Source organism: Streptomyces sp. NBC_00433 (assembly GCA_036015235.1).
GTDB lineage: Bacteria > Actinomycetota > Actinomycetes > Streptomycetales > Streptomycetaceae > Actinacidiphila.
On the sequence record CP107926.1, the window covers coordinates 2,766,222 to 2,788,860 of the forward strand.

General features: G+C 70.9%; 24 protein-coding genes and 1 pseudogene. 4 read left to right on the forward strand and 21 right to left on the reverse strand.

From position 1 onward, the window contains the following. Nucleotide 1: 1 nt before the first annotated feature. The 3 genes and pseudogenes from OG900_11395 to OG900_11405 all read left to right on the forward strand — a co-directional run bounded on the left by OG900_11395 (nt 2) and on the right by OG900_11405 (nt 3,713). Nucleotides 2-1,059 (forward strand): annotated as a pseudogene (locus tag OG900_11395) (IS3 family transposase). 153 nt (nt 1,060-1,212) lie between these two features. Beyond that, on the forward strand, nt 1,213-2,850 hold the full coding sequence (locus tag OG900_11400) for an IS1182 family transposase (GenBank protein ID WUH90639.1): 1,638 nt from the start codon (nt 1,213-1,215) through the stop codon (nt 2,848-2,850). Between the two features lie 323 nt (nt 2,851-3,173). Next, on the forward strand, nt 3,174-3,713 hold the full coding sequence (locus tag OG900_11405; GenBank protein ID WUH90640.1) for a hypothetical protein: 540 nt from the start codon (nt 3,174-3,176) through the stop codon (nt 3,711-3,713). 711 nt (nt 3,714-4,424) lie between these two features. On the opposite strand, the gene OG900_11410 is transcribed toward OG900_11405, so the two are convergent. From OG900_11410 to rpsB, 5 genes are all read right to left on the reverse strand, one after another. After that, nucleotides 4,425-5,420 (reverse strand): phosphatidate cytidylyltransferase, encoded by a 996-nt coding sequence (locus tag OG900_11410; GenBank protein ID WUH90641.1) that lies wholly within the window; start codon nt 5,418-5,420, stop codon nt 4,425-4,427. An 81-nt stretch (nt 5,421-5,501) separates the two neighbouring features. Continuing rightward, a complete protein-coding gene (gene frr, locus OG900_11415) occupies nt 5,502-6,059 on the reverse strand; it encodes a ribosome recycling factor (GenBank protein ID WUH95713.1) in 558 nt (185 codons plus the stop codon). A 34-nt stretch (nt 6,060-6,093) separates the two neighbouring features. Next, entirely contained in the window at nt 6,094-6,876 is a 783-nt protein-coding gene (gene pyrH, locus OG900_11420) for a UMP kinase (protein ID WUH90642.1), read from the reverse strand. 186 nt (nt 6,877-7,062) lie between these two features. Next, on the reverse strand, nt 7,063-7,899 hold the full coding sequence (gene tsf, locus OG900_11425) for a translation elongation factor Ts (protein ID WUH90643.1): 837 nt from the start codon (nt 7,897-7,899) through the stop codon (nt 7,063-7,065). Between the two features lie 112 nt (nt 7,900-8,011). Then, entirely contained in the window at nt 8,012-8,938 is a 927-nt protein-coding gene (gene rpsB, locus OG900_11430; protein ID WUH90644.1) for a 30S ribosomal protein S2, read from the reverse strand. A gap of 292 nt (nt 8,939-9,230) precedes the next feature. On the opposite strand from rpsB, the gene OG900_11435 reads away from it, so the two are divergent. Continuing rightward, nucleotides 9,231-9,761, forward strand: coding sequence for a peptidoglycan DD-metalloendopeptidase family protein (locus OG900_11435; GenBank protein ID WUH95714.1), 531 nt, complete (start codon nt 9,231-9,233; stop codon nt 9,759-9,761). 45 nt (nt 9,762-9,806) lie between these two features. Here the strand turns inward: OG900_11435 and OG900_11440 are convergent, their stop codons facing one another. From OG900_11440 to OG900_11515, 16 genes are all read right to left on the reverse strand, one after another. Further along, the gene (locus tag OG900_11440; GenBank protein WUH90645.1) at nt 9,807-10,388 is read right to left on the reverse strand and encodes a TetR/AcrR family transcriptional regulator; all 582 of its coding nucleotides are present in this window, start codon (nt 10,386-10,388) and stop codon (nt 9,807-9,809) included. Nucleotides 10,389-10,418: 30 nt separating this feature from the next. Continuing rightward, complete coding sequence (gene whiG, locus OG900_11445) at nt 10,419-11,255, reverse strand: RNA polymerase sigma factor WhiG (GenBank protein ID WUH90646.1); 837 nt, start codon at nt 11,253-11,255, stop codon at nt 10,419-10,421. A 283-nt stretch (nt 11,256-11,538) separates the two neighbouring features. Continuing rightward, entirely contained in the window at nt 11,539-12,852 is a 1,314-nt protein-coding gene (gene dprA / locus OG900_11450) for a DNA-processing protein DprA (protein ID WUH90647.1), read from the reverse strand. Beyond that, nucleotides 12,849-14,501: a YifB family Mg chelatase-like AAA ATPase gene (locus OG900_11455; GenBank protein WUH90648.1), complete on the reverse strand. Its 1,653-nt coding sequence runs from the start codon at nt 14,499-14,501 to the stop codon at nt 12,849-12,851. The genes dprA and OG900_11455 overlap by 4 nt, the downstream gene beginning before the upstream one ends. After that, nucleotides 14,501-14,863 carry a YraN family protein gene (locus tag OG900_11460; GenBank protein WUH90649.1) on the reverse strand — a complete coding sequence of 121 codons (363 nt, stop codon included), beginning with the start codon at nt 14,861-14,863 and terminating at the stop codon, nt 14,501-14,503. Before OG900_11460 ends, OG900_11455 begins: the two co-directional genes overlap by 1 nt. 227 nt (nt 14,864-15,090) lie before the next feature. Then, a complete protein-coding gene (locus tag OG900_11465; protein ID WUH90650.1) occupies nt 15,091-15,417 on the reverse strand; it encodes a DUF2469 domain-containing protein in 327 nt (108 codons plus the stop codon). Between the two features lie 49 nt (nt 15,418-15,466). Next, entirely contained in the window at nt 15,467-16,243 is a 777-nt protein-coding gene (gene lepB, locus OG900_11470; GenBank protein WUH90651.1) for a signal peptidase I, read from the reverse strand. Between the two features lie 33 nt (nt 16,244-16,276). After that, complete coding sequence (gene lepB / locus OG900_11475) at nt 16,277-17,278, reverse strand: signal peptidase I (protein ID WUH90652.1); 1,002 nt, start codon at nt 17,276-17,278, stop codon at nt 16,277-16,279. Continuing rightward, nucleotides 17,268-18,422: a signal peptidase I gene (gene lepB / locus OG900_11480; GenBank protein WUH90653.1), complete on the reverse strand. Its 1,155-nt coding sequence runs from the start codon at nt 18,420-18,422 to the stop codon at nt 17,268-17,270. The genes lepB (OG900_11475) and lepB (OG900_11480) overlap by 11 nt, the downstream gene beginning before the upstream one ends. Continuing rightward, entirely contained in the window at nt 18,415-19,134 is a 720-nt protein-coding gene (gene lepB, locus OG900_11485) for a signal peptidase I (GenBank protein ID WUH90654.1), read from the reverse strand. The genes lepB (OG900_11480) and lepB (OG900_11485) overlap by 8 nt, the downstream gene beginning before the upstream one ends. A gap of 45 nt (nt 19,135-19,179) precedes the next feature. After that, complete coding sequence (gene rplS / locus OG900_11490; GenBank protein ID WUH90655.1) at nt 19,180-19,530, reverse strand: 50S ribosomal protein L19; 351 nt, start codon at nt 19,528-19,530, stop codon at nt 19,180-19,182. A gap of 131 nt (nt 19,531-19,661) precedes the next feature. Then, nucleotides 19,662-20,483 carry a tRNA (guanosine(37)-N1)-methyltransferase TrmD gene (gene trmD, locus OG900_11495; GenBank protein ID WUH90656.1) on the reverse strand — a complete coding sequence of 274 codons (822 nt, stop codon included), beginning with the start codon at nt 20,481-20,483 and terminating at the stop codon, nt 19,662-19,664. A gap of 1 nt (nt 20,484) precedes the next feature. Then, nucleotides 20,485-21,072, reverse strand: coding sequence for a ribosome maturation factor RimM (gene rimM / locus OG900_11500; protein WUH90657.1), 588 nt, complete (start codon nt 21,070-21,072; stop codon nt 20,485-20,487). 130 nt (nt 21,073-21,202) lie between these two features. After that, on the reverse strand, nt 21,203-21,442 hold the full coding sequence (locus OG900_11505) for an RNA-binding protein (protein WUH90658.1): 240 nt from the start codon (nt 21,440-21,442) through the stop codon (nt 21,203-21,205). Between the two features lie 2 nt (nt 21,443-21,444). Then, nucleotides 21,445-21,888, reverse strand: a complete 444-nt coding sequence (gene rpsP, locus OG900_11510; protein ID WUH90659.1) for a 30S ribosomal protein S16 — start codon at nt 21,886-21,888, stop codon at nt 21,445-21,447. Nucleotides 21,889-22,036: 148 nt separating this feature from the next. Beyond that, the gene (locus OG900_11515; GenBank protein ID WUH90660.1) at nt 22,037-22,627 is read right to left on the reverse strand and encodes a hypothetical protein; all 591 of its coding nucleotides are present in this window, start codon (nt 22,625-22,627) and stop codon (nt 22,037-22,039) included. Between the last annotated feature and the right edge of the window lie 12 nt (nt 22,628-22,639).

Sequence of the window (22,639 nt, forward strand, 5' to 3'; positions counted from 1 at the left end):
CATGCCCCGCGCCTACCCTGCTGAGTTCCGCGCCCGCGCCGTTGCGTTGGTGCGGGCTGGAAAAGAACAGAAGCAGACCGCCGTCGACCTCGGCATCCATCCGGTCACGCTGTCGAAGTGGTTGCGCCAGGACGACATCGACAACGGCCTGCGCCCTGGCAGGGTCTCGGAGGAGTCCGCAGAGCTGCGTGCAGCGCGGCGACGAATCCGCGAGCTGGAAACCGAGCTCGAGATCGTCCGCAAGGCCGCCAAGTTCCTCGGCGAGGACAAGCCGGCCCCAAAAGGCTCTACCCGGTGATCGACCGTCTCGTCGATGCCGGGGCACCGGTCGACCGATGCTGCCGGATCCTCGGGGTCGCCCGGCAGAACTACTACAAGCACAAGCGCACCCCGACCACACCGCGGCAGCTGCGACGGGAGTGGCTGACCGGGCTGATCCGGGAGGTCCACGTCGCCTCACGCGGCACCTACGGCTACCGCCGCATCCACGCCGAGCTCACCCTGGGCATGGGCATCCAGGTGTGTTCCAGGACGGTGTCGGTGCTGATGACACAGGCCGGTATCCACGGACTGCCCGGACCGGTGCGGATCAAGCGCCTGCGGGGTGTCGTCACCGCCGATGACCTGGTCAACCGGAAGTTCCATCGGCTGCGACCCAACGAGCTGTGGGTCACCGACATCACGCAACACCGCACCAGAGAAGGGTGGGTGTACTGCGCGGCGGTCCTGGACGCGTTCAGCCGCAAGATCGTGGGCTGGTCGATCGACTCCAGACAGGACTCCGCCCTCGTGGTCAACGCGCTGGACATGGCCATCCGCAACCGGTGCCCCGAACCAGGCGGGATAGTGCACGCCGATCACGGCATCCAGTTCACCTCCTGGGTCTTCGGGGAAAGGATCCGCTCAGCCGGGCTCCTGCCGTCGTTCGGCACTGTCGGGGACGGCCTGGACAACGCGATGACCGAGTCGTTCTGGTCCTCGATGCAGATCGAGCTGCTCAACCGCAAACGGTGGAAGACCCGGGTCGAGTTGGCGAACGCGATCTTCGAGTACATCGAGGGACCCCGTTGCCCAATTGGGTGATGGCTTCTGATCTCGGCCTTGGCGGTTGGTTGAGGGGTGGAGCCTGAGGTCGGGGGCCTGAGTCGCGAGCCCGCCTCGATCTTGGGACGGAGGGGTTGGGTGTCGATGCGGGCGGACTCGGGTCGGGAGGTGCCTGAGGAGACGCGGGCGGTGGCCTGGGCGGCGTTTCCCAAGGGGTGTCTGGCGATGCGGGTGCGGGACGCGCTCGGTCCACTGTTCGATGACGAGGTCTTCAAGTCCACGTTCGGCGTGCGTGGCCGCCCCGGTGTCGCTCCGGGCCAGCTGGCGCTGGTCAGTGTGCTGCAGTTCGCGGAGAATCTGACCGACCGCCAGGCGGCCCACGCGGTACGCGCGAGAATCGACTGGAAGTACCTGCTTGGCCTCGACCTGGCCGATCCGGGCTTCGACTTCACCGTGCTGACGGGGTTCCGCGACCGTCTCCTGGCCCACAGTCTGGAGGAGAAGATCCTGGATCTGCTGCTGGAGCGGCTCAACGAACTGGGGCTGGTGTCCGGGCGGGGCCGGCAGCGTACCGACTCCACGCACGTGCTTGCCGCGGTGAGGGACCTCAACCGCCTGGAGTTCATCGGCGAGACGCTGCGGGCCACGCTGGAGGCGGTCGCCGTCGCAGCGCCCGAGTGGCTCGCCTCCTGGATGCCCCCGGCCTGGCAGCAACAGTACGGGGCCCGGGTGGACTCCTACCGGCTGCCGAGTGGTGAAAGCGAGCGGACGCAGCTCACCTGGCGTATTGCAGCTGACGGCTACCAGTTCCTCAATGCGTCCTTCGCGGCCAGTGCCCCGGCCTGGCTGCGGCAGGTCCCGGTTGTTGGCATCCTGCGGACGGTGTGGCTCCAGCAGTTCCAGCGCACGATCACCGACGGAGTGCAAGAGGTGTCCTGGCGGGGGAAAGACGATCTCCCGCCCAGCAGAGCACGGATCACCTCGCCCTACGACCCCGACTCCCGCAACGCCGTCAAGCGCGGCTCGGCCTGGGACGGCTACAAAGTCCACTTCAGCGAGACCTGCGACGCCCGGGAGACCGGCCGACCGCATCTGATCACCCACGTGGTGACAACGGACGCCACGGTCGGCGACCCCGTGGTCGTCGACGAGATCCATGACCGCCTCGACGCCAAGGGCCTGCTGCCGGGCGAACACCTGATGGATGCCGGCTACATCTCCGCGGAGCTCCTGTTGACGGCGCCCACCCAGAGAGGTGTCCGCGTGATCGGCCCGGTCCGGCCCATGACCCGCCGCACCGTCCAGGCAACCGGCTACGACAAGGCATCCTTCACTATCGACTGGGACGCTCATCGGGCGATCTGCCCCGACGGTGCCCACAGTCGTTACTGGACCGAGGGACTCGACAACAATCAGCGACCCGCGATCCGCATCCGCTTCGCCACCGAGACCTGCGCGCCCTGCCCGTCCCGCGGGCAGTGCACCAACTCAACACGTTACGGCCGACAGCTCACCGTCCGCCCACAAGATCAAGACGCCGTCCTCGAACGCGTCCGCGCGGAGCAAACCACCGAGGAGTGGAAGGCGGTCTATGCCCTCCGCTCCGGAGTGGAGGGCACGATCCACCAGGCGGTCATGGCCGCCGGCGCTCGCCGCACCCGCTACGCAGGACTGCGAAAGACCGCCCTCGCACACGTCCTTACAGCCACCGCCGTCAACCTCATCCGCCTCGATGCCTGGTGGACCGGGCAGCCACTCGCACCTACCCGAACATCACACCTCGCCGCCCTCGACCTCGCCGCATAGACAATTGGGCAACGGGGTCATCGAGGTCTTCCACAACCGACAGCGGCGCCACTCGGCACTGGGCTACCGCACCCCCATCGAGTACGAACTACTCTCCGAACAAGACAAAATCCCCGCCGCCAGTTAGCCACCGCAGCTGGAACCCAAACCGTGGGGCAGGTCACCGGGTGCCAGGCACCTACCAAGATGCCTACATGGACGCAGGAGTGGCTGCGCTCGCAGGCGCAGCAGTCGGAGCAGCGGGTACCGCTGTGGCTGCATGGTTCAGCGGCTTCTGGGCTCAGCGACAGACGGAGATCCAAGTAGCTGCCCAAAGCCGCCAAATGGAGCTCCAGATACGCGCCGAGCTCGCAAATCAGCTCAGGGAGCCACGCCGCAAGGCGTACGCGGATTTTCTGGTGGCTGCTGAGACGTCATCGGACCAGGTTGACGATGTCGTCCACGAGCTTGAGAAGGAACGCTTGGACCCGGCCCGGGTGCGGGACGTCATGGCGAGAGCCGCGGGATCATGGAACGCTCTTGAGAAGTCAGCCTCCGTGGCGAGGCTCGAAGGGCCAGAGGATATTGCTGAGGACGTCTCCGCCGTGCAGTTGGTGCTCAGCGAGACGATGCAACGTGCCTCAATGTGGTTCCTCGCCTACGAGGTAGGGGCTCCAGACGTCGAGTGGAGACCCATACCAGCGGGCGCACGAGCCAAGGTCGCTACAGCCCACCAGTACGTCACCACCTTCCGGCATCACGCTATGGACGCTATCCGCGCCGATGGGCTGGAAACAGAGGGAGACCAGGTCAGGCGCAGAAACCGTCTGGCCCCCCTGCCGCCTCGCGCCCCGGACACGGCGCAGGAGGCCCCTCTCAGTTAGCTGGGCTGGGAGCGCCTCGTGACCGAGGCCTCCGGAAGCTTCGTTGAATCGCAGGCGCTACCCGGGCGTACGCCTGCGGCGGTCTAGACCCATACCACCCTCGATCCCTTTGAATCGAAGGTCCGACAGGCCCTGACGGAGTCAACCCCTTGTTACGAGGGGACTGAATTTGCGAATCCATGGCAGGTAGGGAACAATCTGACGCGCGGCCAGGTCCGCCAGCCCAGCAAAAAGCCACCCGCCTGCTTGCACACATACGGGTGGCCTGGGTTCCCACTTCGAGAAGAAGAGGTACCAGGTTCATTATGAGCAAAGTCCCGTGCCAAAGCCAGCCGACCGCCACGCCCCCCTGGGGTGCCGGTCTCGCCTACGTCGGTGCTCTCGTCGGAGGAGTGATCCTGATCTGGGCCAGGCGTACCATCCCAGCGGAGGCATCCCTGTACGTGGCGCCGTTCCTGGCGGCCTACCGGTGGAGGCCGTCTCGTTGATCCGTAGGGTCGCTCGCCCTGCGACGGCCCCGAGGCGGCCCCACGTCTGAAGAGGAGCCCTCCCTTAGCCGCAAAACTGCTGGTGGGGGGCTCCTCAGGGGCGTGGTGAACCTAGTTCTCCGGCTACAGGCATGATTCGTCAAGTGTCGCATCCCGCGGGGCAAAGCTTCACCGGCAGCGGGCCCGGAGGCGGCAGGCGGCACGGCAGGCGGCAAAAAGAGGATCAGCCCTTGCCGACGAAGGCGACCAGGAGGAGCCAGACCACCGGGGCGGTCGGGAGGAGGCTGTCGAGGCGGTCCATGATGCCGCCGTGGCCCGGGAGCAGCGTGCCCATGTCCTTGATGTCGAGGTCGCGCTTGATCATGGACTCGCCGAGGTCGCCGAGGGTGGCGCTGACGGCGGCGGCCAGGCCGAGCAGCAGGCCCTGCCACCAGTGGCCGCCGTCGATGACGTACTGCATCAGCAGGGCGCCCGCGACCATGGCGAAGGCGATCGCGCCGAGCAGGCCCTCGCGGGTCTTGCCGGGGCTGATGCGGGGGGCGAGCTTGCGGCTGCCGAAGCGCCAGCCGACCGCGTAGGCGCCGGTGTCGCTGATCACGGTGAGCAGCAGGAAGACCAGCACCCGGCGGGGGCCGTCGTCCGCGGCGAGCATCATCACCACGAAGGTGGCGAGGAAGGGCACGTAGAAGGCGGCGAAGACGCCCGCGGTGACGTCCTTGAGGTAGTCGTGCGGGGGCTCGGTCATCCGCCAGACCAGGATGGCCAGCGAGGTCAGGGCCATCGCCACCCAGGCGCCGTCGGCGCCGCGCAGGTAGCCGGCCACCACTATGGCCACGCCGCCGACCGCGAGCGGGATCAGGGGGACGCGGATGCCCTTGCGCTCGGCGAGCCGCGAGGTCAGCTCCCAGAGGCCGACCACCACCGCGACCGCGACGACGCCGACGAAGACCGCCTTGACGATGAAGAGCGAGGCGATGATGATCACGCCGAGCCCGACCCCCACCCCTATCGCGGCCTGCAGATTCCGCCCTGCGGACTTCTTCGCGGGGGCGGGCTGCTGCGGCGGCTGGGGCGCCGAGGCCGGGGGTGGCGGTGGCATAGGAGGAGTCTTCCCCCTGGTGCCGGTTTCCGTGCCGGAACCCGCCGTGGCCGTGACCGTGTCCTCGGGCGCTCCCCAGTGACCGGCGCGTGGCGAAGCGCCCCAGGAAGAGTCGTTCACTGAGCTTCGCCTCGCGTCGTCGTCGGGGGTCGTGAGAGCCGGGGATGGGTCGGGCGGCAGATGCGGGGATCCAGCGGGAGGTCAGACCTCCAGCAGCTCCGCTTCCTTGTGCTTGAGCAGTTCGTCGACCTGCGCGACGTACTTCGAGGTGGTGTCGTCCAGCTCCTTCTCGGCGCGACGCACCTCGTCCTCGCCGGTGTCGCCGTCCTTGACGAACTTGTCCAGGGTCTCCTTCGCCTTGCGGCGGATGCTGCGGATGGAGATCTTGGCGTCCTCGCCCTTGGCCTTGGCGACCTTGATGTACTCCCGCCGGCGCTCCTCGGTCAGCTGCGGGAAGACCACCCGGATGATACGGCCGTCGTTGCTCGGGTTGACGCCGAGGTCGGAATTGCGGATCGCCTCCTCGATGTTGCGCAGGCTGCTGCTGTCGAAGGGGGTGATCACCGCCATCCGCGGCTCGGGCACCGCGAAGGACGCCAGCTGGTTGATCGGCGTGACGGCGCCGTAGTACTCGGCCACGATCTTGTTGAACATCGCCGGGTGCGCACGGCCGGTGCGGATCGCCGCGAAGTCGTCCTTGGCGACGACGACAGCCTTCTCCATCTTCTCCTCGGCTTCGAGGAGGGTTTCTTCAATCACCATGTGCTCCTGGTATTCAGATGGCGGGTTGCGGCTAGTCGCGAGTGCCGTGGGTGTTGACCAGTGTGCCGATCTTCTCACCCTTGACCGCCCGCGCGATGTTGCCCTCGGCGAGCAGCTCGAACACCAGGATCGGCAGCTTGTTGTCCTGGCACAGGGTGATCGCGGTGAGGTCGGCGACCCGCAGGTCGCGGGCGATGACCTCGCCGTACTCCAGTGCGTCGAACTTGACCGCGGCGGGGTTCAGCTTGGGGTCGGAGTCGTAGACGCCGTCCACCCCGTTCTTGCCCATCAGCATCGCTGCCGCGTCGATCTCCAGCGCGCGCTGGGCGGCGGTGGTGTCGGTGGAGAAGTACGGCATTCCCATACCCGCGCCGAAGATCACCACGCGGCCCTTCTCCAGATGCCGTACGGCCCGCAGCGGGATGTACGGCTCCGCGACCTGGCCCATGGTGATCGCGGTCTGCACCCGGGTCTCGACGCCCTCCTTCTCCAGGAAGTCCTGGAGCGCCAGGCAGTTCATCACGGTGCCGAGCATGCCCATGTAGTCGGAGCGGGCGCGGTCCATGCCGCGCTGCTGCAATTCCGCGCCGCGGAAGAAGTTGCCGCCGCCCACGACGAGGGCGATCTCGTAGCCGTCGGCGACGACGGCGGCGACCTCACGGGCGATGGCGTGCACCACATCCGGGTCGACGCCGAGAGCGCCGCCGCCGGCGAAGGCCTCGCCGGACAGCTTGAGCAGGAAGCGGCGGCGCGGGCCGCCGCTGCCCTCGGCGGCGGATGCGGTGGTCGGGGCCTGTTCGGCGCCTTCGTTCATGGAGGTCTCCTCGTGCACGTACAAAGGAGGCCATTGCCGTGGGTCCTTGTGGGTTCCCGGTACGGCAATGGCCTCCTTGTCACATCTGCGGCCGGCCGGCGGGCGGCCGACCGCATACGACCCTAGCGGGGCCGCCGGTCGCTCGCTGCCCGGTGGCAGCCGGTACCCGGCCTGCGGCCGTGGCGGTCAGACGCCGACGCGGAAGCGGGCGAAGCGCTTCAGCGTCACGCCGGCCTCGTCGAGCACCTTCTGGACGGTCTTCTTGGCGTCCTTGGCGAACGACTGCTCCAGGACCACGTTCTCCTTGAAGAAGCCGTTCACCCGGCCCTCGACGATGCGCGGCAGGGCGGCGTCGGGCTTGCCCTCCTCGCGAGCGGTGGCCTCGGCGACGCGCCGCTCGTTCTCGACGGTGTCCGCGTCGACCTCGTCGCGTGTCAGGTACTTCGGCGCGAAGGCGGCGATGTGCTGGGCGACGTCCTTGGCGGTCTGCGCGTCGGCCTTGTCCAGCTCGACCAGCACGCCGACCTGCGGGGGCAGGTCCGGGCTGGTGCGGTGCAGGTAGGAGGCCACGTAGCCGCCGTTGAACTGCGCGAAGCGGTCCAGCACGATCTTCTCGCCGAGGGTGGCGTTCGCCTCGTCGACGAAGGCCTGCACGGTCTGGCCGGGCTTGATCTCGGAGCTGAGCAGCACGTCGATGTCGGCCGGCTTGGTGCTCGCCACGTGGGCGGCGACAGCGTCGGCGACGGCGACGAACTTGTCGCCCTTGGCGACGAAGTCGGTCTCGCACTTCAGCTCGACAAGGACGCCCTCGGAGTTGTCGTCGGCGATCAGGGACACCACGGCGCCGTTGGAGGCCGAGCGGCCCTCGCGCTTGGTGACACCCTTCTGGCCCTTGACCCGAAGGATCTCGACGGCCTTGTCCAGGTCGCCTTCGGCCTCCACAAGGGCGTTCTTGCAGTCCATCATGCCCGCGGCGGTCAGCTCGCGGAGCTTCTTGACGTCAGCGGCGGTGAAGTTCGCCATGGGTTTGAGTCTCTTCCCGAATGGTCGGTGGATCTACGGGTGGACGGCGGGGGCATCGGCCCCCGCCGTCGTCACGCGTGGTGCCCGGCGGCTGTGCGCCGCCGGCCTCTGGTCAGGCCTGCTCGGTGTCGCCCTCGGCGGCGGCCGGCGCGTCCTCGGCCGGGGCCTCGGTCGCGGGGGCCTCGTCGGCAGGGGCCTCGGTGGCGGGAGCGGCCTCGGCCGCGGCGTCGGCGGCGGGCGCCTCGGTCGCGTCGTCGGCCTTCTTCTCGCCCTCGAGCAGGTCGCGCTCCCACTCGGCCAGCGGCTCCGCCGGGGCGCCCTCGGCCTTCTTGTCGCTCAGCGCGGCGCCGGAGCGGGAGATCAGGCCCTCGGCGACGGCGTCGGCGATCACGCGGGTGAGCAGCGTGACGGAGCGGATCGCGTCGTCGTTGCCCGGGATCTTGTAGTCGACCTCGTCGGGGTCGCAGTTGGTGTCCAGGATCGCGACCACCGGGATGCGGAGCTTGCGCGCCTCACCGACGGCGATGTGCTCCTTCTTGGTGTCGACGATCCACACCGCGCTGGGCACCTTCTGCATCTCGCGGATGCCGCCGAGGGTCTTCTCCAGCTTGTCCTTCTCGCGGGAGAGGACCAGCAGCTCCTTCTTGGTGAGGCCGGACGCGGCCACATCCTCGAAGTCGATCTCCTCGAGCTCCTTGAGGCGCTGCAGGCGCTTGTAGACGGTCGAGAAGTTGGTGAGCATGCCGCCCAGCCAGCGCTGGTTGACGTAGGGCATGCCGACGCGCGAGGCCTGCTCCGCGATGGCCTCCTGCGCCTGCTTCTTCGTACCGACGAACATGATGGAGCCGCCGTGCGCGACGGTCTCCTTGACGAACTCGTAGGCGCGGTCGATGTACGACAGCGACTGGAGCAGGTCGATGATGTAGATGCCGTTGCGCTCGGTGAAGATGAAGCGCTTCATCTTCGGGTTCCAGCGACGGGTCTGGTGCCCGAAGTGGACGCCGCTCTCGAGCAGCTCCCGCATCGTGACGACGGCCATGGCCGTACTCCTTGATGTACTCGGTTACCGCGGCCGCCGGACGGCGGTCGCGCCTGACGCCCCGACGCGCCGTGCCACGAGGGACCGAGGGGCGCGGCCACCGTCCCGGAGAAGGGGGTGGGTGGCGGGGCGTGCGAAGTCGACCCGGTGACCCGGATCGCCAGAGAAAGTGTACGGGACCGGTGGAGCCACCGGCGACACCCGAGTTATCCACAGGCCGCGACCATGATCATCTTTCGCCGGCGAAATGCGGGATCGTCATGTCATGGCATTCACGACGATGTGGTTCACGATGATCGCGGCGCTGCTGGCCGGCGCAGGCGGGCTGCCTTCCGCCGCGTCCGGCGGCGGCTCCGGCGAGCGGAGCTGGCCCGTGTCGGGGCAGGGGCCGCGGGGGCGGCCGGTGGTGCTGCGGGCCTTCGAGCCGCCCGCGACGGCGTGGGGGGCCGGGCATCGCGGGGTCGACCTGCGGGCGGGCCCGGGGGCGGCGGTGCGCGCGGCGGCGCCGGGCGAGGTCGTCTTCGCCGGGCGGGTGGGCGGCACGGGCGTGCTGGTGGTGCGGATCGGGCCCGCCCTGCGGATCAGCTACGAGCCGGTGCGGGCGACGGTGCCGGTCGGCGCCCGGGTGGCCGCCGGGCAGCGGGTCGGCGTGCTGGACGGCGGGCTCGCGCACTGCCCGGGAGGCTGCCTGCACTGGGGGCTGCTGCGCTCGGGGCCGGCCGGTGACGCCTACCTGGATCCGCTGTCGCTGCTGCCCGCGTGGATACGCCGCCCGGGTCCGTCGCGGCTGCTGCCCGTCTACCGCGCCGCGGTGCCGGGGTGAGCCGCCCCCGCATGCGGGCGGGGCGCGGCGGCGGGAGGGGCGGGGTCAGCCGGTGACGCCGTGCAGGGCCATGGTTATCGCGGCCCGGGTGATCCGCTCGGGGTCCTCGGCGGCGCCCAGCTCGATCCTGCGGACGGCCGCGTCGACCACGCCCTGCAGCAGCATGGCGGTCAGCCGCGGCTCGTCGTGGCCGAGGTCGGACAGGGCCTCGACCACCATGGCCACCAGGCCGCCGTGCGCGGCGCGGATCTTCTCCCGGGCGCCGGGGTCGAGCTCGCCCGCGGAGATCGCCGCGACCGCGCGGTGCCTGCGGTCCCCGACCAGGGCCAGCTGGCTGCGGACGTAGGCCTCGATACGGCCCTCGGCGCTGTCCGCGGTCTCCATCGCGGCCTCCACCTCGGCCGCCCAGACCGGGAAGTCGACCGCGCACAGCTCCTCGACCACGGCGGCCCGGGAGCGGAAGTACTCATAGACCGACGAGCGGGCCAGCCCGGTCCGCTCGGCCAGGGCCGGGAAGGTCAGCGCGTCGGTGCCGCCCTCGGAGAGGAGGGATCGGGCGGCGTCCAGCAGGGCCCGGCGCTGCATCGTGCGGTGTTCGGCCACCGAGGCCGCTCGAATCCTGGGCATCCCACCACTGTAGACAGTGCGAAGGCGCGCTCACCGGCCGACGTCGGCGAGCTTTGCCCGCAGTTGAAGCACCGACTTGGTGTGGATCTGGCTGACCCTGCTCTCGGTGACGCCCAGCACCTGGCCGATCTCGGCCAGCGTCAGGCCCTCGTAGTAGTAGAGGGTGACCACGGTCTTCTCGCGCTCCGGCAGGGTGTTGACGGCGCGGGCGAGCAGCCGGCGCAGCTCGCGGTCCTCGGCGACCTCGACCGGGTTGTCGGCGCCGGTGTCCTCCAGGGTGTCCACCAGGCTGAGCCGGTCGCCGCTGTCGGCGCCGACGTGCAGCAACTCCTCCAGCGCCACCACGTTGGCCAGCGACAGCGCGCTGAAGACGCCGTGCAGCTCCTCCAGGCCGACGCCCATCTCGGCGGCCACCTCGGGCTCACTGGGGGTGCGGCGGAGCTTGGCCTCCAGGGTGGCGTAGGCGCGCTCCACCGCCCTGGCCTTCTGCCGCACCGAGCGCGGGATCCAGTCCAGGGCCCGCAGTTCGTCGATCATGGCGCCGCGAATCCGGGTGATCGCGTAGGTCTCGAACTTGATCGCCCGGTCCGGGTCGAACTTCTCGATCGCGTCGATCAGCCCGAAAACCCCGGAGGACACGAAGTCGGCCTGCTCGACATTGGCCGGAAGTCCCACACTGACCCTGCCCGCCACGTATTTCACCAGCGGCGAGTAGTGCAGGATCAACTGCTCGCGCAGCCGCACGTCCCCCGTGGACTTGTAGGTCCGCCACAGCTCGTCGAGCGACGTGGGGGCGGCGGGCCGAGGGGTGGCGGGGGCGGTGGTCGCGGCCGCCGCCCGTTCGGACCCGGGGGTGTACTGGGGCATGCGTCGTTGTGCGCCGTTCTGCCGTGACATGGACGGGAAATCGAGCCTCCGAGAGCGTAGCGTGACCATAGTGTCGCTTATTGCTACATCATCCGTATGGGACATGCGCAGATACGTTCCTCTACGGGTACGCGGGCGCCGGGCCGGCTCACGGGGTCCGGCACAGGGGCCGCCGAACGTCCGCATCCGGCCATCATGGTGCGCGGCCGGGGCCCGAACTCCGCTCCCCGCGATCACCGCAGGTCATGGACTTCCCTTGTCACCTGATGGTGTACCGGTCACGTCAACCCGTGTGCCCTGCACGGTCATCCCGTGCGGTACGGACCAATTGCCACCTCCCGTCCTGCCGTTCGACGAAGCCGAGCGCCTGCAATTCGTAGAGCCTGCTCAGCGTGTCGTCGCAGGTGGCCCCGGCGGCGTCGGCGATCTGCCGCCCGTCCGCGGCGCCCCGGCCCGGCATCGCTTCGAGCACCCGGGCCGCCGCCGCGCCGAGCAGGTCGCGGGGCAGCACCGGGCCGCGCCGCCGCGGCGCGAGGTCGGCGCCGATCTCGCCGACCAGCTCCACGACTTCGGCCGCGTCGGTCACCACCGCCGCGCCCCCGCGCAGCAGTTCGTGCACCCCTTCGGACAGCCCGCTGGTGCACGGCCCCGGCACCCCCATGGTGACCCGGCCCATCGCCGCCGCCCGGCGGGCGGTGATCAGCGAGCCGCTGCGGTAGCGGGCCTCGACCACCACCGTGCCGCGGGTCAAGGCGGCGATGACCCGGTTGCGCAGCACGAAGCGGCTTCTGGTCGGGTGGTCGCCGGGCGGCAACTCGCCGACCAGCAGCCCGCTTTCGGCGATCCGCCCGATCAAGTCGGCATTGCCCGGCGGATACGGCACGTCCACCCCGCACGCCACCACCCCGATGGTGGCGCCGCCCGCCGCCAGGGCACTGCGGTGCACCACGCCGTCCACCCCGTAGGCGGCGCCGGAGACCACCACCCAGCCCGCCCCGGCCAGCCCCGCGCCGAGCCCGGCCGCCATGTGGGCCCCGTAGTCCGTGCAGGCCCTGGCGCCGACCACCGCGACCGACCGCAGCGCCCACAGCCGCAGCGACGGCCGCCCCCGCACCCACAGCCCGAAGGGGCGCTGCGGCCCGAGGTCGTCGAGCTGCCCCGGCCAGTCGCCGTCCCCGGGGCAGACGAAGCGCGCCCCCGCCCGATGGGCCGCGGCCAGATCGACCGCCGGGTCCGTACGGGCGGCCCGCCGGGCATAGGTCGCCGTCCGCCGCGGGCCGGCCCCCGGCAGCGGCCGCCCACCACGCGCGGCCCGCAGCGCCCCCTGCACCCCGCGGTCCCGCACCGCCAGGCCCATCACCTCGTCCCCCGGCTCGGCGATCCGCGTCAGCGCGGCCCTGCCCAGCCGCTCCTCCCACCCGATCCACTCCCCGAGCCCCTGTGCGGCCGCCGCCCCGTCCTCTCCCCCGCTCCCGTAGAACCGCCGGAGCGCTTCCGTCAACCCCTCCGGATCGGGCGCGGGCCCCGACCCCGCCGGCCGGCCGACGCGACCCCCGCCCGTCGACGCGTCCAGGTCGGACGCCGGGCCCGGTGTCATCGGCTCACCGCCGGGGCCGGGCCGCGGCTCACGCCGGTGCGGAGCTGGAGTGCCGCTCTGACGTCGTCGGCTTCCGGGCGGGGGTGTCCCGCCAGGTCGGCCAGGGTCCAGGCGACGCGCAGCACCCGGTCGAGGCCCCGGGCGGTGAGCAGGCCGCGCTCCATGTCCCTCTCGGCCGGGTGCATCGCGCCGGGGGCGACCGGCCAGCGGGTGCGCAGCTCATGGCCGGGGATGTCGCCGTTGGCCCGCCACGGGGTGCCGGCATAGCGCACGGCGGCCCGCTCCCTGGCCTCCCGCACCCGGGCGGCGACCACCGCGGTGCTCTCCGCCGGGCCGCGGCCGATCAGCTCGGAGCGGCTGACCGCCTCGACCTCCACCCGCAGGTCCACCCGGTCGAGCAGCGGCCCCGACAGCCTGGCCTGATAGCGGCGCACCGCCGTCGGTGAGCACTCGCACCCCGCGCCCAGCAGGGAATGGCGCCCGCAGGGGCACGGATTCGCCGCCAGCACCAGCATGAAGCGGGCCGGCAGCCGCATCACGCCCGCCGAGCGGGCCACCACCACATGGCCGGACTCCAACGGCTGCCGCAGCGCTTCGAGTGCTTTCACGGTAAATTCTGGTGCTTCGTCAAGAAAAAGCACCCCGCGGTGGGCGAGCGACACCGCTCCCGGCCTGGGCAGTCCGCTGCCGCCGCCGACCAGGGAGGGCATCGTGGCCGAGTGGTGCGGTGCGCAGAAGGGCGGGGTGTCCACCAGCGGGCGGCCCGCCGGGAGGATGCCGGCCACCGAGTGGACCGCGGTGACCTCAAGGGACTCCTGGCGGGTCAGCGGCGGCAGGATGCCGGGCAGCCGCTCGGCCAGCATGGTCTTGCCCGCCCCCGGCGGGCCCTTGAGGTAGAGGTGGTGGGCGCCGGCCGCGGCGACCTCCAGGGCGAGCCGGGCGGCGGACTGGCCCGCCACGTCGGCCAGGTCCGGGCGGACCGCCCGGCCGGCCTCACGTCCGGCGCCGGACGAGCCGCCGCCGAGGCTGGTGGCCAGGCCCGCGCCCATCCCGCCGCCGGGCACGGTCAGCCCGGCCAGCATCGAATCCGGCCGGCCGTCCCCGTAGGGGCCCTCGTCCTCCTCCTCGGGGACCGGCTCGTCGTTGAGCACCGCGACCAGCTGGCGCAGGCTGCGCACCCCGAGGACCGCGACGTCCGGGACCAGCGACGCCTCCGCCATCGTGCGCTCGGGGACCACCACATGGCGATATCCCGCCTCGGCCGCCGCCAGCACCGCCGGGAGCACGCCCCGCACCGGGCGGACCCGGCCGTCGAGGCCCAGCTCGCCGATCATCATCAGGTCGGCGATGGACTTGGGGGCGATCCGCTCGTTGGCGGCGAGCAGCGCGCACGCCACGGCCAGGTCGAATCCCGAGCCGCCCTTCGGAACGGACGCCGGGCTCAGGCCGACGGTCAGCTTCTTCTGCGGCCAGGTCTCACCGCTGTTCACGATCGCGGCGCGCACCCGGTCCCGGCTCTCGACCAGGCTCTTGTCGGGCAGGCCGACCAGGGTGAATGCGGCGAGGCCCGGCTCCAGGTCCGCCTGGACCTCCACGACCACGCCCTCGACGCCGATCAGCGCGACCGAGCACGTACGGGCGAAGCCCATCACGCCACCCCCCGCACATGCTCCACCGCGGGGGCGCCGCGGTCGGGGAGGATCACGCCGACCAGGTCGATCCGCACCCCGCCCGGCGGCGCCCCGCCGTGCTCGGCGGTCCATCGCTCGGCCAGGGACCGCAGCCGCTCCAGCTTCGCCGGGGGCAGCGCCTCCATCGGGTGCTGGAAGGGCCCGGCCCGCCGGGTCTTGACCTCGCAGACCACCAGGGCGTCACCCTCGGTCGCGAGAATGTCGATCTCACCGCGGCGGCCGTGCCGCCAGTTCCGCCCGAGCACCGTCAGGCCCGCGGCCTGCAGGGCGCGGACCGCGACCTCCTCGCCGTACCGCCCCAGCGCACCTCGTGCGTTCATGCGTACCACCTCCGTCACTCACTGTGACAGAGGTGGACCCACCCAAGATGATCTTGCTCGCCGACCTGTGGATAACTTTCGAGCCCCGAGCCCCGCGCCCCGAGCCCCGAGCCCCGCGCCCCGAGCCCCGCGCCCCGCGCCCCGCGCCCCGCGCCCCGCGCCCCGGGCTCCGCGCCCCGAGCCCCCGCCACGGCGACCCGACCCCGCCGGGCCCGGCCCCCGCGACCTCAGCTGTTGAAGCCCGAGTCGTCCGACGGCAGGTCGAGGTCCGCCTTGTTCAGCTCCTCGATATTCACGTCCTTGAACGTGAGCACCCGCACCTGCTTCACGAAGCGAGCCGGCCTGTACATGTCCCAGACCCACGCATCGGCCATCGAGACCTCGAAGAACACCTCGCCCTGCACCGAGTGCACCTGCATCTCGTAGTCATTGGTGAGGTAGAAGCGCCGCTCGGTCTCGATCACGTACTTGAACAGGCCGACGACGTCGCGGTACTCCCTGTAGAGCTTCAGCTCCATCTCGGTCTCGTACTTTTCGAGGTCCTCGGCGCTCATCGTGTGTTCCCCTTCAGCCGTGCGTGCCCCCATTGTGCGTCACACGGTCTCACGACCGCGCGGAACTTCTCCGCACCAGTTTGGCCACCGGGTCGTACGCGGCCCCGCCCACGATCAGCACGGCTCCGGCGATGACCGCGATCGTCAGCGGGCCGAGCGGCCCCACCCCGGGCGATCCGCCGCCGGGGACCACGTGGAAGGCGGAAGTGCGTGCCAGCAGGCCCATCCGGGACGAAGGCCAGGCGACACCGTCCACCCGGGCGCGGACGTCGCCGGCGGGGACCGAGCCGCCCTCGGCGTCGGCCAGGTGGATGCGGGAGTCCTCGGAGACGGCGCGGTTGTCGCCGAGCAGGAATATCTGGCCGGCCGGGACCCGGGTGCTGAACGGCTCGAACGAGGCCGGGCCGCCGCCCTTGAGGTACGTCTCGTCGACGGCCTTGCCGTTCACCGTGAGCCGGCCCTTGGCGTCGCAGCAGGCGACCACGTCACCGCCGACCCCGACGACCCGCTTGACGAGCGGCTGGTCGCCCCACAGCTTGTCCTTGAAGACCACCACGTCACCGCGGTGCACTTCGGAGCCCGATATCTTCTGGGCCAGCAGCCGGTCGCCGGGCTGCACGGTGGGCACCATGGAGTTGGTCGGCACCGTGTAGGGGCGGTAGACCAGGGCGGCCCAAGCGGCGCCGCCCAGGAAGAGGACGCAGCCCAGCGCGATGACCGCGCCGGACAGCCGGTGGCCGATCCCGCCTCTGCCACCGGCTGTGCCGCGTCGTACGGTGCCGCTGCTCCCTGTGGTGCTGGTCATCGCACCGCTGCTGCTGCTCATGGACCGGAACCCTACCGGGCGGTACGCCCCAGGTCAGCAGTCTCCCGCGGTCTCCTGCACCGGCTCCGCCCTGGACAGCAGCCGCCGCCTGCGCCACATCACCAGCGGCAGGGCGCCCGCGAGGCCCGCCCCCACCGGAATGGCCGCACCAGCCGCACCAGCCGCATTGATGCCGGGCTGCGAGAACGTACCCGGGATGGACAGCACGTCCCAGCGGGTCACCGGCCAGGCCACCACGAAGGCGCGGCCGACCACGTCGCCGTCGGGCACGGTGCCGCCACCCGGGAGCGTGGTGTGGAAGCGGGAGTCGAGCGAGTCCTGGCGGTGGTCGCCCATCACCCAGATCCTGCCCTTGGGCACGTGCACCGTGAAGGGCACCTCGGGGCTGCACGCGGTGTTGCCGGGGAAGATGTACGGCTCGACCAGCGCCTTGCCATTGACCATCAGCGGTCCTGTGCCCTTGCACGACACCGTGTCGCCGCCGACCCCGATCACCCGCTTGATCAGGTCCTTCTCGTCGGCCGACGGCATCAGGCCGATGAAGCTGAGGCCCTTCTGCAGGCCGCGCACCACCGCATTGCTGCTGGGCGACGGATTCTCCGGCAGCCAGCCGCCCGGGTCGTGGAAGACGACGACCTCGCCGCGGCTGGGCGTGGAGCCGAACCAGGGGGTGAGCTTGTCGACCAGCACCCGGTCGCCCTTGAGCAGGGTGTTGTTCATCGAGTCCGACGGGATGGAGAAGGCCTGCACGAGGAACGTCTTGATCAGCAGCGCCAGCACCAGGGCGATGCCGATCAGCAGCGGCAGCTCCTTCCAGAACGACCGCTGCTTGCCGGCGCGAGAGGGCCGCTCGGCCTCCTCGTCGTCGTCCGGGTCGCGCTCCGGCTCGGCGGGGCCCACCGGGCCCGCGGGGTCGCCCGGGGCGCCGCCGGCCATCGCCGGGATGCCGTTGCCGGGCAGCGCCATACCCGGCGCCGGGTCCGTGGCCCATCCGCCGTTCACCGCGCTGCCGCCGGGTGCCTGGTCATGCTCCACCGGAGTCGCTCCCGTGCCGTTGTCGTAGGCCGGCCCGGCCGGGGGCCGTCCGGGGACCGCGGCTTCTGCCGCCGATTCGTCGGCCGGGGGCACCTCGGCATCCCGCTTCTCGGGCTCGCCGGGTCCAGACCGTGCGCCGACCACCAGGTCCCCCACATCCACTCCTCACTCCAGACCGCCGCCTGCGCCGCCTCCGGCGCAGGCCCGCCACTCCCATAACGAGCGAGAGTTCCGCAGGAGTCGGTAGCTGGTTCGTCCTTTGACCGTTGTTGGCCGAGCCCACAGTAGTGGGCTCAGCTGTGACTCCTCCGTCGGCCGACCCCGGCGCCGGGACCGCGCCGAAGGTCGCCGGCTCCTTCAGGCGCTGCCAGTGGCCGATCGGCCAGCCGATCACAAAAGCCCGTCCGACCACCAGACTCTCCGAGATGGTGCCGCCGCCGGCCTGGTCGGTGTGGAAGCGCGAGTCGGCCGAGTCCGAGCGGTGGTCGCCCATCACCCACAGCCGTCCCGGCGGCACATGGTCGACGAATTTCATCAATGAGGGTGGATTGCCGGGGTACAGATAGGGCTCGTCCAGGGGCTTGCCGTTGACGAGCAGCCGCCCTTGGGCGTCGCAGCACTCGACGGTGTCGCCGCCGACCCCGATCACCCGCTTGATCAGATCCTGCTCGCCGGTGGCGGGCAGCAGCCCGATGAAGGTGAAGAACTGCTTCACCTGCTTGACGACCACCGGGTCGGGCTTGGGCGCGGGCTCGCCCTGGAGCCAGCCGCCCGGGTCCTTGAAGACGACCACGTCCCCCCGGTGCGGCTGGGCGCCGAACCACGGGGTGAGCTTGTCCACCAGCACCCGGTCGCCGATCTTGATGGTCTGCTCCATCGATCCGGACGGGATCACGAAGGCCTGGAGCAGGAAGGTCTTGAGCACCAGCGCGATCACCAGGGCCACCACGATGAGCAGCGGCACTTCCCTGGCCAGGGAGCGCCGCCGCCTGCGGCGGACCTTGCGGGCCAGCCGGCGCCGCTCGATCCTGGTGTTGCCGGGAAGTCTGGGCGGCAGGCCGTCGTCCTGCGCCGGCTCCCGCGCGGCACCGACGTCCGCGCCCGCCCTGCCGGAGGCCGAGCGTGCCTTGCCGCGGTTACCCATGCGGGCCGGCCGGCACGGGCACGGCGGCGAAGGTCGCGGGGCGGCGCAGCCTGGTCCAGTGGCCGACCGGCCAGCCGATCCAGTCGGCGCGGCCGATCACCCGGCCGACCGGGACGGTGCCGCCGCCGGGATCGCCGAGGTGATCGCGCGAGTCACGCGAGTCGTCGCGATGGTCGCCCATCACCCAGAGTCTTCCGTCCGGAACCACGATGTCGAACGGTACCTGGGAAGGTGTGTTTCCGGGATAAAGGTAAGTCTCGTCCAGCGGGTGGCCGTTGACCATGAGCCGGCCCCGCGCGTCGCAGCAGGTGACCCGGTCGCCGCCGACGCCGATCACCCGCTTGACGAAGTCCGTGCCGCCCGCCTGCGTGAACGACCCGTCGCCGTCGAACACGATCACATCCCCCCGCCGCGGTGTGCCGCCGAAGCGGTACGCCAGCTTGTCCACCAGCACCCGGTCACCGATCCGCAGCGTGCCCTCCATCGAGCCGCTGGGCACCTGGAAGGGCTGTACCACGAAGCTGCTGACCAGCAGCAGCGCCGCCACACCGGAGAGCGCGAGCAGGATCGTACGCCGCCAGTCGGCCCACCACAGCGGCAGCGACCGCGCCAGTCGCGCACGCAGCACAACGGAACGCGACCGCTCCTCCGGTTCCGCCTCGTCGGCGGCAGAGGAACGGTCGCGTTCCGGTACGGCTGCTTCGGTGTCCATCGAGGCCAGAGCTTATCCGGCCGCTCCCTGGATACCGCTACGCGATCAGTTGTCGCGCTTCTCCTTGATCTTCGCGGCCTTGCCGCGCAGTTCGCGGAGGTAGTACAGCTTGGCGCGGCGCACGTCGCCGCGGGTGACGACCTCGATCTTCTCGACGATCGGGGTGTGCACCGGGAAGGTGCGCTCGACACCGACGGAGAAGCTGACCTTGCGGACCGTGAAGGTCTCGCTGACGCCCGCGCCCTGGCGGCGGATGACGACGCCCTTGAACTGCTGCACACGGGAGCGGTTGCCCTCGATGACGCGCACGTGGACGTTGACGGTGTCGCCGGGGCGGAAGGCCGGGACGTCGGTGCGCAGCGAGGCGCTGTTGAGGCCCTCGATCAGGTTGGTCATATGGTTCTGCTTCCTCGCCGATGCCACAGGTCATCGACGGAACGTGGTGGTTCGTCATGGGGTGCGCGGCCGGTGCCGGCGGGCGTCGTTCCCCCTGTGGCAGGGGCGCGCGCCGGACGGGCAGCAGCCGCTCATTCTTCCACGGCGTAGGGGCTCGGCCCAAATCGCCCGTCGGGGCCGGGCTGCCAGCCCAGGATGCTGAGCATCTCGCGGTCGCGCCGGTCGAAGACGGACGGGTCGCAACGCCGCACCAGGTCGGGCCGGTTGGCGACCGTGCGCCGCAGCGCCTCGTCGCGCCGCCAGCGGGCGATCCTGCCGTGGTGGCCGCTGAGCAGCACCTCGGGGATACCGCGGCCGCGCCACTGCGGCGGCTTGGTGAAGACCGGGCCCTCCAGCAGGTTCGCCATCGCGCCCGGCGCGAAGGAGTCGTCGCGGTGCGACTGCGCATTGCCGAGGACGCCGGGCAGCAGCCGGGCCACCGCCTCGGTGATGACGAGCACCGCCGCCTCGCCGCCGGCCAGCACGTAGTCGCCGATGGAGACCTCGTAGACCGGCATCCTGGTGCGGTATTCGGCGGTGACGCGGCTGTCGATGCCCTCGTAGCGCGCGGGCGCGAAGACCAGCCAGGGGTGCGCGGACATCTCCGCGGCCAGTTCCTGGGTGAAGGGCCGCCCGCTCGGGGTGGGCACGACCAGTGCGGGCCTGGAGGCGCCCGCCTCGTAGCCCTCGGCCATGGTCTCGTCCAGTGCCTCGCCCCACGGCCCGGTCATCATGACCATGCCGGGGCCGCCGCCGTACGGGGTGTCGTCGACGGTGTTGTGCCGGTCGTGGGCCCACTCGCGCAGGTCGTGCACCCGGACGTCCAGGCGTCCCGCCGCACGGGCCTTGCCGACCAGCGAGACCTTCAGCGGCTCCAGATACTCCGGGAAGATCGTGACGACGTCGATCCGCATCTCAGCCGCCGTCCCTGGGAGCGGCCGCCGTGCCGGCCTCCCCGGGAGCTTCCGCCGTCCCGTCGAGGTCCGCGGCGGCCTCCTCGTCCAGCAGCCCGGGCGGCGGGTCGATCACCGCGCGCTGCTCCTCCAGGTCGATCTCCGGCACGAACTCGGTGACGAAGGGGATCAGCACCTCGGTCTCGTCCGGGCGCCGGACGACCAGCAGGTCCTGGTAGGGCAGGTGGCTGATCTCGGCGATCCGGCCGATCTCGCGGCCGTCGACGGTGACCACGTCGAGGTCGATGAGCTGGTGGTCGTAGAACTCCTCGGGGTCCTCGGGGGTCTGCGCCGGGTCCACCTCGGCGATCAGCAGCGTATTGCGCAGCGCCTCGGCGCCGGTGCGGTCGCTGACGCCCTCGAAGCGCAGCATCAGCCGCCCGCTGTGCACCCGCCCCGCGGCAATGGTGAGCGGCCCGGTGGCGGCCGGATCCGTGGCCAGGACGGCGCCCGGCGCGAGCCGCAGCTCCGGCTCGTCGGTGCGCACCTCGATGCTCACCTCGCCCTTGATGCCGTGGGCGCGGCCGATCCTGCCGACTACCAGCTGCATGGAGCGCTTCACCTCTCGTACGTGGTCCGGTTCGTACGACATCCAGGTCGTACGGCATACGGCTCGGGCCGGGAGCGGCATCGCCACCCCCGGCCCGAGCCGGTCTTCCGTGCGGTACTACGGCCGGTGCTCAGCGCGCCTGGTCGACGTCGACCAGGTCGACGCGGATACCACGGCCGCCGAGCGCACCCACGACCGTGCGCAGTGCGCGGGCGGTACGGCCGTTGCGGCCGATCACCTTGCCGAGGTCGTCGGGGTGCACCCGGACCTCGAGCACACTGCCGCGGCGCAGGGTGCGCATGTCCACCTGCACATCGTCGGGATTGTCGACGATGCCCTTCACGAGGTGCTCAAGAGCCTCCTCAAGCACGCTCAGGCCTCGGTGGACTCAGCCGCGGCCGGGGCCTCGGCGGTGTCGTCGGCCTTCTTGTCGGCCTTCTTGGCCTTCGGGGTGATCGCCTCACCCTTGGGCTCGTCGGCGCTGTCCTTGGCCGCGGCCTCGAACAGGGCGCGCTTGTCGGCCTTCGGCTCGGCGACGAGCAGCGGCGCGGGGGCCTCAAGGCCCTTGTGCTTCTGCCAGTCACCGGTGAGCTTGAGGATGGCCAGCACGGGCTCGGTCGGCTGGGCGCCGACGGAGAGCCAGTACTGCGCGCGGTCCGAGTCGACCTCGATGCGCGACGGGTTCTGCACCGGGTGGTACAGGCCGATCTCCTCGATGGCCCGGCCGTCACGGCGGGTACGGGAGTCGGCGACGACGATGCGGTAGTGAGGCGAACGGATCTTGCCCAGACGCTTCAGCTTGATCTTGACTGCCACGGGAGTGGATTCTCCTGGTGTTGACGTGTTTGGGCACGACGAGCTTCCACGTGGGGTTGCGGGAGTCGTGCGCCCGATGGACGCGTCAGCCGAAGGAGAGAGGGTTCCTGCACGGCTGTCGAGTTCTCAGCTGGACATTCTGCCACACTCAGGCGACGCCCACGACCTCAGGGATGCGGAAGGGCTGCCCGCAGGCCCCGCACATGATCGGCGCCTGGGCCAGCACGGACGGCACCACGCGCACATTGCGCCCGCAGTCGCAGACCGCCTTGACCCGCACACCGCCGCCCGAGGAGCCGTGGCGCGCGGCCGGCCCGCGGAAGGAGCTGGCGGTGTCCGCCGTGGTGGCCACGGTGTGGGCCTTGAGGGCGCGCTGCAGACGGTCGATGGTCACCCGATATCGCTTGCGGGTGTCGGGGCGCATCACCACGAGCGAGAACCCGCTGCTGGGATGCGGCTCCTCGGCATGGTCGAGGCCCATCTCGTCGGCAATGGCCAGGAAACGGCGGTTGTGGTAGCGGCCGGCACGCGAGGTGTCACGGATGCCGCGTGCTGCGGCGATCCCGTGCACGGCCTCGTGCAGCAGCCTTTCGAAGGAGAGGGCGTTTCCGCAGGCGGACGACGACTCTCCGATCAGGGACTCGGGGGCGGCCAGATCGGGCAGCTCGGGGTGGTGCCGTTGAATATCGGCCCACGCGACTGCCAGCTCGGCGGCGAGAACAGGTGGTGTCGTGCTCACGCCGTGACAACG